This is a genomic window from Spirosoma luteolum, from assembly GCF_054778875.1.
Map to the genome: position 1 here is coordinate 50,369 of NZ_BAAGZE010000020.1, position 12,654 is coordinate 63,022.

A 12,654-nucleotide genomic window follows, 5' to 3' on the forward strand; every position below is an offset into this window, starting at 1 on the left:
CTGGATCCGGGGGCTTCTTTCCAACCGCATATCGACCCTTTCTCGTTCGCCTTTTATGAAACACGGTGTTGCAGTCCTGCTGCTCCTTTTTACGCTGCTGACAGGCTACGTCCGGGCAGCCCGGGTCGACACGATCGACGTGCCCAGCGCCACCATGAACCGCAGCCTGCGGGCGGCTGTGGTGTTGCCCGATCAATACCGAAAAGCCCGCAGGCTGCGGTTTCCGGTACTGTATCTGCTCCACGGCGGCTCGGGCAGCTTCCGTGACTGGCTCACCAAAACGCCCGACCCACAGCTCCTGCACCGCCTGGCCGATCAGTACGGGCTGATTATCGTAACCCCCGACGGCGACCCGACCAGCTATTACTTCGATAGTCCACTGGTAAAAACAAGCCAGTTCGAAACGTTTATTGCCCGGGAGCTGATCGATCAGATCGACAACCGGTACCGCACCCGCGCCGACCGCAGCGGCCGCGTGATTGCGGGCCTGTCGATGGGCGGCCACGGAGCGCTGTTTATTGCCACCCGCCACCCCGACCGCTTTGCGGCTGCCGGCAGCATGAGCGGGGTCATGAACATCAATACAGCCACCTGGAAAGTGCCCGCCGACTTTGCCCGGTCGCGCGCCGAGAATCTGGCCCGGCTGCTGGGCCCGCCGGCACCCGGCAACACCCCCTACCCCGGTTACACGCTGGTTACGCTGGCCAGCCAGATCAAAGCCAACGGCCTGCCCATACTACTCGACATTGGGGTCGACGACTTCCTGATCGAAGGCAACCGCGACCTGCACCAGCAGCTGGTGGCCAACCAGACCCCGCACGACTACATCGAGCGGCCCGGCGGCCACACCTGGCCCTACTGGCAAAATGCCCTCCCCTACCAGGTGCTGTTTCTGAACCGGGTGCTGACGGGCACCTACCCTGCCTCCACAAAGCCATGAAAAAAAACCGCTGGCTGATCGGTATGGCCGCTACCCTGCTGATCGGCTTACTGGCCAACCGGGCCGACCCACCCCGCCGGGTAACGGGAGGCCTTATTTCGGGCTCCCGCTCGGCCGATGGGCAGATTCAGGTATTTCGCGGAATCCCCTTTGCCGCCCCCCCGGTCGGGGCATTGCGCTGGCAGGCGCCCCAGCCCGTGCGCCCCTGGACAGGTGTTCGGGCCTGCACGGCCTTTGGTGCCAGTCCGATGCAGGCGGTTCCGGCGCCGTTTGGCCCCTGGAGTGCCGAGTACCTGATTCCCAAAACCCCGATCAGTGAAGACTGTCTGTACCTGAACGTCTGGACGGGGGCCACTAAACCCGCCGAAAAGCGGCCGGTGCTGGTCTGGATCTACGGCGGAGGGTTTGGCAGCGGAGGCAGCGCCTGCCCCATTTACGACGGAGAAGCTATGGCCCGCCGGGGCATCGTGTTCGTGAGCCCGAACTACCGCGTTGGGCCGTTCGGCTTTTTTGCTCATCCCGAACTCACCAAGGAATCGGGCCGACAGGCGTCCGGAAACTACGGCCTGATGGATCAGCAGGCCGCCCTGCGCTGGGTACGCGACAACATTGCCCAGTTTGGGGGCGATCCAAACAACGTAACAATTGCCGGCCAGTCGGCGGGTTCTATGAGCGTCAACTGCCTGGTGGCCAGCCCACTGTCGGCAGATTTATTCACCAAAGCTATTGCCGAAAGTGGCGCCAGCTTCGGTCGCCGGGCGCTGTCGCTCGCGGCTGCCGAGACCGACGGACTAACCGCCATGCAAAAACTGGGCGCCACCTCGCTCACGGATTTGCGGAGCCGACCGGCCGCCGAGATTCTGCAAAAACTTAACCCGGCCCGGGGTCCCATTATCGATGGCTACGTGCTGCCGCAGGCGGTACCGGACCTGTTCAGGGCGGGCCGACAAAACCGGGTGACGCTCCTGACGGGCTGGAACGAGAACGAAGGACTGGCGGGCGGTCCGTTTAAAAATGCGGCCGATTTTACGGCCCAGGTCAATCAGCAGTACGGAGCCCGGGCCGCTACCCTGCTTCGCTATTACCCGGCGGGCACCGATGCCGAGGCCGAAATCGCCCAGCGTAACCTCTCGCGCGACCAGACCTTTGGTCAGCAAAACTACACCTGGGCAACGGTAGCCAGCGGACAGGGCCAGCCCGTGTACGTGTACCGCTTTGCGCGGAACGTGCCCGCCACGGGGGCCTATGCCGCCTACGGTGCGTTTCACACGGCCGAGGTACCCTACGCCTACGATAATCTGCGCTTTATCGACCGCTCGCTGCGCCCCCTGACCCCGGCCGACGAGCGGCTGGCCCGCCAGATGGCCGATTACTGGGCCAATTTTATCCGGACCGGCAATCCCAACGGCCGGGGGCTGCCCGAATGGCCCCGCTTCGATAACCGGTCGCGTCGGCTGCTGCGGCTCGATACGACGCTGACAGCTCAGCCCATGCCCGACGCGGCTGCCCTTGACTTCCTGTCGCAATCCCTTAACTAACGCGTACCGATTTCTGAAACCCCGTTTCCCTATGAACCCCAAACACGCAGTACTTGCGCTCGGCCTGCTATCCCTCCCCGGACTGGCCACAGCTCAAACCGCCAAACCAGCCGCCAGCCCGATCATGGCCGGCAAAGACATTGCCGTGGTGACCACCTCCTTCGGTAAGGTGCGTGGCTATATCCACGATGGCACTTATACCTACAAAGGCATTCCCTACGCCAAGTCGGAGCGGTTTATGGAGCCTTCCAAACCCGACTCCTGGACAAACGTTCGTTCATCGATGACCTACGGGCCGGTTTGCCCGATCGACCCCACCACGTCGGTTTACGACGAAATCGAATTTCCGTTTCACCACGACTGGGGCTATATGAACGAACGTTGCCAGACCCTCAACGTCTGGACACCGCAGGCCAGCCCGGCCCAGAAACGGCCCGTTATGGTATGGCTGCATGGCGGTGGTTTTTCGGCCGGTTCGTCGGTCGAGCTGCCCTCCTACGATGGCGAGAATCTGACCCAAAAAGGCGATGTGGTCGTTGTCACGGTTAACCACCGGCTCAATAGCCTGGGTTTTCTGGATTTGTCGGCCTATGGCGCCAAGTACAAGCACTCGGCCAACGCCGGCCTGCTCGATCTGGTAGCCGCCCTGCACTGGGTACGCGACAACATTGCCCAATTTGGGGGTGACCCCAACAACGTGACCATTTTTGGTCAGTCGGGTGGTGGCGGTAAGGTCACCTCGCTCATGAATGCCCCCTCGGCCAAAGGGCTGTTTCACAAAGCCATCGTGCAAAGCGGCAGCTACGTCAGCAACTTCACCGATAAAGCGCTGTCGCAGCAGGTCGGAGCCGCCGTGCTCGAAGAACTGAAGCTACAGCCCAACCAGGTCGACTCCCTGCAGACCATTTCCTACGAGCGGCTGAGTGCCGCCAGTGGGCGGGCCCTGCGCAAGGTAGCCGCTACGCTCAAGGCCGAAAACCGGCCTGCTTTCGGTCTTGGCTGGGGCCCGGTGCTCGACGGCGAATTTCTGCCCTACCAGCCCACCGATCCGAAAGCCATTGAGCTGAGTAAATCGGTACCGCTGCTGGTGGGGTCGACCAAAACCGAGTTCGGTCCCTTCAACCCGGCCAGCCGTGTGGCCGACATGGCCGCGGCCAGGGCAAGCCTGCAAAAGCGTTTCGGCGATAAAACCGACGCCTATATGGCCGCCGTGAAAGCCGCTTACCCGAACACAACCGACCCGGCCGATTACGGCAACATCGATATCAACTTCCGGGCGGGAGCCATTCGGCAGGCCACGCAGAAGGCCAGCACGGGCACGGCCCCCGTCTATATGTACCTCTTTACCTGGAATTCGCCGGTCAACGACGGCATCTATAAGTCGATGCACTGCATGGAGCTTCCGTTTGTGTTCGACAACATCGACCGGTGCCAGGAAATGACGGGGGGCGGTAAGGATGCCCAGCTGCTGGCCGACCGCATGAGCCGGGCCTGGCTGGCGTTTGCCCGCACCGGCAACCCCAACCACAAAGGACTCCCCAACTGGCCCACCTTTACGGGTCAGACCGGCGCGACCATGCTGTTCGACAATACCTGCACCGTAAAAAACAACCCCGACAAAGCCGTGCTCGAGCTGGCTATGGGTAAGTAAACCACGGTCGCCGGCCCGCAAACCGGCACAAACACAAACCGGGTCGGGTCGAGGCTACGCTACAGCAGCCTCGACCCGACCCGGTTTTTTTACCTGAAAGCCGGACAACCCATTCGTTTACAAGAGCTTGTCGGGCGTAATGGGCAGCTCACGAACGCGCTTGCCGGTGGCGTTGAACACCGCGTTGGCCACCGCTGCGGCAACTCCCACAATGCCCACTTCGCCGAGGCCTTTCACGCCCATTTTGTTGGCCCGCTGGTCGTTTTCTTCGATAAAAATAGCGTCCAGATTGCCAATATCCAGGTTGGCCGGGATGTGGTAATCGGCAAAGGAGCGGGTCACGAAATTACCCCAGCGCGGATCGGTAACCGACTCTTCGGTCAGCGCCATACCGATGCCCCACACGTTGCCGCCAATGATCTGCGAGCGGGCCGTTTTGGCGTTTAGAATGGTACCGGCACCCGTTACGGCCAGAAACCGGTTGACGCGCACCATACCCGTGGCTTTGTTGACCGCCACTTCGGCGAAGTTGGCGTTGAAGCTGTGCGCCGAGTAGTCGTCGGCCGTTTCGAGCGGCTTGGCATCCACCCGCGTCTGGTACTCGCTGATCGTATCGGACAGGAGCAGTTGCCGGGCCGTGGGGCGCGCGAAGAACTGCTTACCCGACCGGGCAATCAACTCGTCGGTCAGTTTCTGGCAGGCATCATTTACCGCGTTGGCGTAGCTCGACGCCCCCACCGATCCGACCGCGCCGGCCGCCGGAGGAAGGTCGGAGTCGCCGATGACGACCTTGACCCGGTTGAGCGGCAGCCCCAGCCCATCGGCCGCCGTCTGGGTCAGAATGGTGTAGGTACCGGTGCCAAGGTCGGCAGCCGCCAGTTCGACGGTTGCCTGCACCTCATTGCCCGTTTTTTTGAGTTTAACCAGGGCCGAGGTGGGGCGCTGGTGGGCCGGATAGGTGCCGCAGGCCACACCGTAGCCGATCAGGTAGTTGCCCTGCTCGATCTGCCGTGGTTCGGCCCGGCGCTTCTCCCAGCCAAACGCCTTCGCCCCAACCTGCAGGCACTGCACCACCGTGCGCGATGACCAGGGTTTACCGTTCGACGGATCGCGGTCGGGTTCGTTTTTCAGGCGCAGGGCAATTGGGTCCATGTTCAGGGCATAGGCCAGTTCATCCATGGCCGATTCGAGCGCAAAGCTCCCCGTCGATTTGCCCGGCCCACGGGTGTAGGTGGGCAGAATGAGGTTCATCGGCACCACTTTATAACTGATCAGCGAGTTCGGCACCGCGTACATCACCTTCGAGCAGTCGCCACAGGGCTCCAGAAACTCGTTGTTGATGGCACTGTGGGTGGTGGTTTCGTGAACCAGTGCGGTTAGCTGGCCATCGCGCGTAGCCCCCAGGCGTAGGGTTTGTTTGTTTTCCTGGCGCAGCCCCACCGAATTGACCATCTGCTGCCGGGTGAGGGCCAGCTTTACCGGCCGCCCCACCTGTTTGGCCGCCACGGCCGTCAGCACGAGGTTGGCCCACTGCCCGCCTTTCGATCCGAAGCCCCCGCCAATGTAGGGCGTTACGATGCGGACCTGCTCGGGCTTCAGGTTGAGCGTGGCCGCGGCCGCTGTTTGCGCGCCGTTGACAATCTGCGAACTGTTGTAGAGCGTCACCTTGTCGCCCGCCCAGTCGGCAATGGTCGCGTGGGGTTCGAGCGGCTGGTGGTGTTCGATGGGCGTACTATACACGGCCTCTACCTTCACAGCCGCCTGACTGAGGCCGGCCTGCACATCGCCCCGGCGGGCATCGGCTTTGTCTTTGTCTTTGGGCGTCACAGCCGAACCGGCCAGCTTGTCGAAATCGACTTTGGCGTCTTTTTTATCGTAGGTCACCGTAACGAGGTGAGCCGCGTGGCGGGCCTGCTCGAAGGTTTCGGCCACGACCAGCCCAATGTGCTGCCCGAAAAATTCGATGTTGGGGCTCTGGAGCAGGCCGCCCCCCCGAATACCGCCGTTTACGTTTAGTTTAGGGGCGTTCAGGTGCGTAATCACCGCCAGCACGCCCGGTGCCCCCTCGGCAGCGACACTGTCGATGCTGCGAATGGTGCCGGCGGCAATGGTGCTTTTGAATAGCACCGCGTAGGCGATATTTTTAACCGGAAAATCGGTCGAATACGTGGCTTTCCCCGTCACCTTGGCAATGCCGTCGATGCGGCTGACGGGCGCCCCGATTTGTTTTTTTGTGTCCTGCATGGGCTGATGGGGTTAGGCTTTGCCGCCGTTGAGGGCCGTTTCGAGGGCCAGTACGATACTGCGCCGACCCAGTTCGACTTTAAATGCGTTGTGTTCGAGCGGTTTGGCCAGCGCCATTTCGGCTTCGGCCGCCTGCCGGAAATTGGCTGTTGTGGCTTCTTTACCAGCCAGAAACGCTTCGGCTTTGTAGGCCCGCCAGGGCTTGTGAGCTACCCCACCCATGGCCAGCCGGGCCTGCACGATGGTGGTGCCCTTCAGTTCGAGAGCCGCCCCTACCGACAGCAGCGCAAAGGCGTAGGAAGCCCGGTCGCGCACTTTGAGGTAGTACGAATGAGCCGCAAACGAACTGGGTGGCAAATCGATAGCCGTAATCAGTTCGCCCGGTTGCAGGGTGGTGTCCTGCTCGGGTTTGTCGCCCGGCAGGCGGTGAAAATCCGCAAAGGCGATGCTCCGCTCCTGCCCGGCAGCATTGCGTACCCGCACCACCGCGTCGAGGGCGGCCAGCGCAATGGCCATATCGGAGGGATACACCGCTACGCACCCCTCCGACCAGCCGAAGATGGCGTGCAGGCGGTTGATGCCGTCGCGGGCACCACAGCCCGAGCCGGGTGCGCGTTTGTTGCAGGGCATCGCCACGTCGTAGAAGTACGGACAACGGGTTCGCTGCATCAGATTGCCCCCATTGGAGGCCATGTTGCGGATTTGCCCCGATGCGCCCGCCAGTATCGCCTGACTCAGCAGCGGGTAGTGCTGCCGCACCAGCGGATGATTGGCGGTCTGGGTGTTTTTGCCCGAGCCCCCGATTGACAGGCCACCCCGGTTGGTACCGGTGCTAATGGCCTTAATATCGGTCAGAGTCAGGTCGCTGATGTCGACGAGGGCCGTGGGGCGCTCAACATCTTCTTTCATCAGGTCGATCAGGTTGGTGCCCCCCGCCAGAAATTTGGCTTGTGGGTTGGCAGCCAGTTGCTTGAGGGCCGCGGCCGGATCGCTGGCGCGGCTATAGGTGAAGGGTCTCATAAGGCGTTGAAACGGGTTAGGACGAGAAACGGAAGGTTTGTTCGACGGGTTTGCCACTGTGCACTTCCTGAATGGCGGCCACAATATTGGGGTACGCCCCGCAGCGGCACAGATTGCCCGACATGCGCTCCCGGATTTCGTCGGCCGACAGTTGCACCGGCTCGCCTGCTTTCCGCAGGTCGGCCGTGACGTAACTGCCGTCGCCCCGCCGGGCTTCGTCGAGCACGGCCACCGCCGAACAGATTTGCCCCGGTGTGCAGAAGCCGCACTGGAAGCCATCGTGCTTCAGAAAAGCTTCCTGCACCGGGTGCAGCCGAACGCCGTCGGGACCCGGGCCGCGCTGCGCCAGCCCTTCAATGGTCTTTACCTTTTTGCCTTCGCAGGATGCCGCCAGCGTCAGGCACGACAGCACCCGTTGCCCGTCGACCAGCACCGTGCAGGCCCCGCACTGCCCGTGGTCGCAGCCTTTTTTGGAGCCGGTCAGTTCGAGCCGTTCGCGCAGGGTGTCGAGCAGCGTCATGCGCGAATCGACCGTGAGTTTGCGGGCTGCGCCATTCACATTGAGCGACACACTAACGCCATTCTCGATCGTGGCCGGCGCCAGATCGACGGGTACCGGCACTGGCCGCATCAGCAGTTGCTCGGCCACCGCCGATTGCGACGCCAGCAGCCCGCCCCCCGCCAGGGTAAGCAGTTTCATGAAGTGCCGGCGGTTTACGCCCGAGTCCAGAATCTCATCCAGCTCTTCGGGCATCATGTCGGCAAACAGTTTTTTCTCGTCGTCGGTCAGATCCGGGTTTTCGTGATCGTCAAGCATACCGGTTGGGAAATAGGTTGCGGAGTTGCCGGGCCCGCTGGTGATACGCGCAGCGCGGCCCAAGGTTGTTAAACCAATCGTAGTAACCGATTGTTACGATGAGTTTGGCCAGCGCCGGTACCATCCCCCAGCTGGCGAACGGTTGTGCCTATACGAATACCCTGCTTAATCGTTTCCCCCGCCCGTCCAGCTTACATTTCTGCAACATAGCGGTCTTTATTTACGGTGCCGGCTTGCCAAACTGCCGCTGTTTGTTTCTATTTGCAACATTGTTGCATTTAAAAAGTAGACTAATGCCCGCACAAGCGCCATTGCCCGTAACCGTTCTGAGCGGTTTTCTGGGGGCCGGCAAAACCACCCTCCTCAACCACGTTTTGCACAACCGGCAGGGGTTGAAAGTCGCTGTGATCGTCAACGACATGAGCGACGTCAACATCGACGCCCGGTTTATCGACAGCCAGCACACGCTCTCCCGCACCGAAGAGCAACTCATCGAGCTTAGTAACGGCTGCATCTGCTGCACCCTGCGCGATGATCTGCTGCGGGAGGTGGCGAATCTGGCCCGGGAAAATCGATTCGATTACCTGCTCATCGAGTCGAGCGGCATTTCAGAGCCTCTGCCCGTAGCCCAGACGTTTTCCTTTGTCGACGAAGCCAGTGGCATCGATTTGTCGCGGTTTGCCCGGCTCGATACCCTCGTGACGGTGGTCGACGCGGCTAATTTTGCCCATGATTTCGGTTCGATCGACACTGTCTACAGCCGCGATTTAAGCCGGCAGACCCCGGCGGCCAATCCGGACGATACGCGCCCGATTGTCAATCTGCTTATCGACCAGATCGAGTTTGCCGACGTGCTTATCCTGAACAAGACCGACCTGCTGCCGGCAACCGAGCTAGGCGAACTACGGGCGCTGCTGCACCGCCTGAACCCGAAAGCCCGACTGATTACGAGTTCGTTCGGGCGGATCGACCCGGCCGAGATCCTGAACACCCACCGCTTCGACTTCGACGAAGCCTCGCAATCGGCGGGCTGGATCGATGAACTGACCAAGCAGCAGAATGGTGAAGGGCACCGGCCCGAAACCGACGAATACGGAATCGGATCGTTTGTGTTTCGCGATCATCGTCCCTTCCACCCTACCCGCTTCTGGGCGTACCTCAACGAAGGCTTTCCGGCCGGTATTCTGCGCAGCAAAGGCTTGTTCTGGCTGGCTTCCCGCCCCGACGATGCCCTCAATTTCAGTCAGGCCGGGGGCAGTTTGCGGGCCGAAGCCGCCGGGGTCTGGTGGGCGTCGATGCCGTTTAACCAGCGCATCCAGTACGGTGCCTTCCTGGAGAATCAAACTCAGATCGAAGCGCGCTGGGACCGGCAGTTCGGCGACCGGCTCAACGAGCTGGTTATTATCGGTCAGGAGCTGAATCCGGACCAGATTACAGCCGAGCTCCAGGCCTGCCTCTGCACCGAGGCCGAACTACGGCACGGGCAACGGTGGGGCAAATTCAGCGATCCGTTTCCTGTCTGGACATAAACCACCAGACGCAACACATTCGCTATCAACGTGTTCCGGGCTGGCTGATTGCTGAGCGACCGTAGCCGGCTCCCCCTGTCTGTCTGCCTACCGTGGTGTCGTACTGGCTCACCATCGCGACAACGCCCGCCCCGACCCCGCCTAAAGCAAAGCGGTTTGGTCACGAAGGGACAGCGTGTCCCTTCGTGACCAAACCGCTTTGCTGACTACCTGCGTCCAGTCAATCTCAATCCACTTTCAGCACCTTGATCGTTTGTTGCTGGGTCGGCGTGCAGACGCGCAGCAGCAGCACACCAGCCGGCTGTGGCGAAGCCTGGCCGTTCCGACCGCGTCACTAGCGGCCAGTTTCTCTTCGGTGTTTTGACTTGTTTCTGGCACGTCCTCAACCAGTTATCGCAGTCTTGACGTTGATTTCTCGATCTTTACTCTGGTTAGTAAACCGAATGCTTGTTCGCAATCCGGTAACTTCATTTCTAACGTTAAAAGAAAAAATTCCCCCGGCGGGCGGGGCAGGTCGGGTAGTCGCGCTGGTATGCCGAACGCAGTGCTTGGTTGTCATAACGAAAAGTATGGTGTGGATAGGTAACGAGTTGTACAATGTGCCCTCTCGGACGACTGCAAAACAACAGCGCGCAGCCGGCGCAAAAAATACCCAGGTCGAGGTATTTTTTGGCTAAAAACGGCCACTTACTTACCGTTTAGTAAACAAATCATTTTTATCAGGCAACTATCCTGCGTAACCGACGCCTTAGGGCCGATGAACACCAGCACCCCGACCAGCCTGCAAATTCCCTTCGTTATTGGCAGGCCCGAGCAGACCCGGAGCATTCCGTATCTGTTCCATCAGCCCCCCGGGGGCTTGTTACCCCACTTTCCAGGTCATATTTTGCCCATTCTGACCAAAAAATACCTCGGTCGAGGTATTTCCCTTCACCGCCATAGTGGTCAGCTTTGCACCTCGTTACCCTCAACCCGGACAACGTCGAAAGACGCGTGTCGTTTTGCCCTTTGTTATGACCAGGTGGATCACCGTGGGGATATGGTTTATCATACTGGCGGCTGCGGGTATCTGGCTTCTTACCGGGCGCCAGCAACAGCCCAGTATGCCGTTGCCTCAAACGAACGGGTTTGTCTATACGCTGCCCGATGGCTTCGATACGGCGTTATTGAATAGCCAGATGCGCATCAGTCAGGGGTTCCGGTTCAGCTCCGCTCAGCCGCTCGCCCGGTTAGTGCCCGCTATCCGGCAGTCGTTTCGCCCCAATCCGGACCCGATGGCTATTCTGCACGGCAATGCGGCCCACGTACCGGTTGGCTGGGCGTATGTCGAACTGCGCAATACGGGGCCCGCGCCCCGCTATCTCGTGCTGTCGATGCCCCAGTACCGGTGCACCCAGGCCTCGGTGTGGGTTGGGCGGGCCGGTTATTTTTCGCTGGTGGGTACTCTCCGCAACACCTCGCCCCTGGGCGACCGCTTTTACCCCTTCCTCAACTACGCGTTTCCCATCACGATTCCACCCCGCACTACGTTACCGCTTTTGCTCCGGACCCAGAGCTACGCCAGTTACCACGAGGTCGACGTACGGCTGTCTCAGAAGCGTTTCTACGCCGAACTGGCCTACACCGGCAGCATTCGCGACGGGGCTCAGGTGTTGATTTTTCTGATGCTGGCGGCCGTGTCGCTGCTGATCGGGTGGCTTTCCCAGAGCCGGCTACTGCGGTGGTTTGGGTTTGCGCTGCTTTCGTTCAGTATCATGTGTGCCAGTCACGCTGGCTTATTCAGCCGGCTCCCCTACCCCGCTGGTCTGGCCCTCAATGCCGACACGATCGGCACGTTTTGCCGGCTGCTGATCAACATCATGGTACACCCTTTCTTTTACGTCCTGGTCGAACCTGCCGTTCGGAACAAAAGGCGGTACAAGACGGTAATAGCGGTCTGCTGTGGACTGAACCTGCTGCTGATGGGTCTGCATCTGCTGCCTCTTCCTTACTACGATGCCCTTAACTACGGCATCAATATCGGTATGGTGTCGCTGTCGCTCGTCAACATCGGCTGGCTACTGATCTGGGGCGGGCTGGCGGCCTACCGCGCACAGATCTGGTCGCCCCTGATCATCGCGCTGCTGGGCGCGGGTCCCCTGCTACTGGGGCATCTGATTGCGCTTATTCAGGGTCAGCATGACACGTACCGGCAGTCGCCACCGAGCCCGGCTTATATCGTCCTGTTACTGAGCTACCTCACCTACGACCAGCTTCGGAAAGAACTGGTGACCCGGCAGCGTATGCAAAACCAGGTGCGGGCGCTGGGCGATTACAACGAAACCCTACGCCGGGAGGAAATCACCAACATCGGGCGCGACCTGCACGATCAGGTTGGCAATACCCTGGCCACCGCGCTGAGTTATCTGGGCCATCCGTTGATCAATCACGACAAACTACGGCAGATTCTGCTGACTGCCATCCGGGAGCTCCGGTTTCTAAGCCATAATCTGGTGCAGGACGACGACCGGCCGCTGAGCAGCAAGATCGATGGGCTCGTGAGCCGGTTCAACGACTTCACCACCATTCAGCTGACGTTTATGGACTACACCCAGCAACAGATTGATCGGTTACCCCCGTTGACGCAGCAGAGCCTGTACCGCATCATTCAGGAACTACTGACCAACGTGATCCGCCACTCGGGTGCAACGCAGGCCAGTGTCCAGTTTTTCTGTGAAGGCGACCAAATCGACATCAGCGTAGAAGACGATGGGGCTGGTTTCGATCTGGTTGGCGATGCTACCAAAGGCATCGGTATCCAGACTATTTACAAACGGGCGGCTCTGTCGGGCATCGAGGTGCGCTTCGACCCGGCCCCCAGTGGCACCACCGTACTACTGCAAACCACCACTTCATCCCGCACACCGCCTAACTGA

8 protein-coding genes are annotated in these 12,654 nt (G+C 60.6%); 5 read left to right on the forward strand and 3 right to left on the reverse strand.

Annotated elements, in window-relative coordinates:
* Positions 1–55: 55 nt before the first annotated feature.
* From ACYVAC_RS17570 to ACYVAC_RS17580, 3 genes are read left to right on the forward strand one after another with little or no spacing between them, the layout of a single operon-like run.
* Positions 56–940, forward strand: coding sequence for an alpha/beta hydrolase (locus ACYVAC_RS17570; RefSeq protein ID WP_461099071.1), 885 nt, complete (start codon positions 56–58; stop codon positions 938–940).
* Positions 937–2,478 carry a carboxylesterase/lipase family protein gene (locus tag ACYVAC_RS17575; protein WP_461099072.1) on the forward strand — a complete coding sequence of 514 codons (1,542 nt, stop codon included), beginning with the start codon at positions 937–939 and terminating at the stop codon, positions 2,476–2,478. Before ACYVAC_RS17570 ends, ACYVAC_RS17575 begins: the two co-directional genes overlap by 4 nt.
* A 31-nt stretch (positions 2,479–2,509) precedes the next feature.
* Positions 2,510–4,129, forward strand: a complete 1,620-nt coding sequence (locus ACYVAC_RS17580) for a carboxylesterase/lipase family protein (RefSeq protein WP_461099073.1) — start codon at positions 2,510–2,512, stop codon at positions 4,127–4,129.
* 117 nt (positions 4,130–4,246) lie between these two features.
* On the opposite strand, the gene ACYVAC_RS17585 is transcribed toward ACYVAC_RS17580, so the two are convergent.
* Genes ACYVAC_RS17585 through ACYVAC_RS17595 form a run of 3 tightly spaced genes read right to left on the reverse strand, consistent with a single transcriptional unit; the run spans position 4,247 to position 8,210 of the window.
* Positions 4,247–6,373, reverse strand: coding sequence for a xanthine dehydrogenase family protein molybdopterin-binding subunit (locus ACYVAC_RS17585; RefSeq protein WP_461099074.1), 2,127 nt, complete (start codon positions 6,371–6,373; stop codon positions 4,247–4,249).
* A 12-nt stretch (positions 6,374–6,385) separates the two neighbouring features.
* A complete protein-coding gene (locus tag ACYVAC_RS17590; RefSeq protein ID WP_461099075.1) occupies positions 6,386–7,393 on the reverse strand; it encodes an FAD binding domain-containing protein in 1,008 nt (335 codons plus the stop codon).
* Positions 7,394–7,409: 16 nt separating this feature from the next.
* Positions 7,410–8,210, reverse strand: coding sequence for a 2Fe-2S iron-sulfur cluster-binding protein (locus tag ACYVAC_RS17595; protein WP_461099077.1), 801 nt, complete (start codon positions 8,208–8,210; stop codon positions 7,410–7,412).
* Between the two features lie 293 nt (positions 8,211–8,503).
* Between ACYVAC_RS17595 and ACYVAC_RS17600 the strand changes: the two genes are divergently transcribed.
* On the forward strand, positions 8,504–9,739 hold the full coding sequence (locus ACYVAC_RS17600; RefSeq protein ID WP_461099078.1) for a GTP-binding protein: 1,236 nt from the start codon (positions 8,504–8,506) through the stop codon (positions 9,737–9,739).
* 1,103 nt (positions 9,740–10,842) lie between these two features.
* Entirely contained in the window at positions 10,843–12,654 is a 1,812-nt protein-coding gene (locus ACYVAC_RS17605; RefSeq protein ID WP_461099079.1) for an ATP-binding protein, read from the forward strand.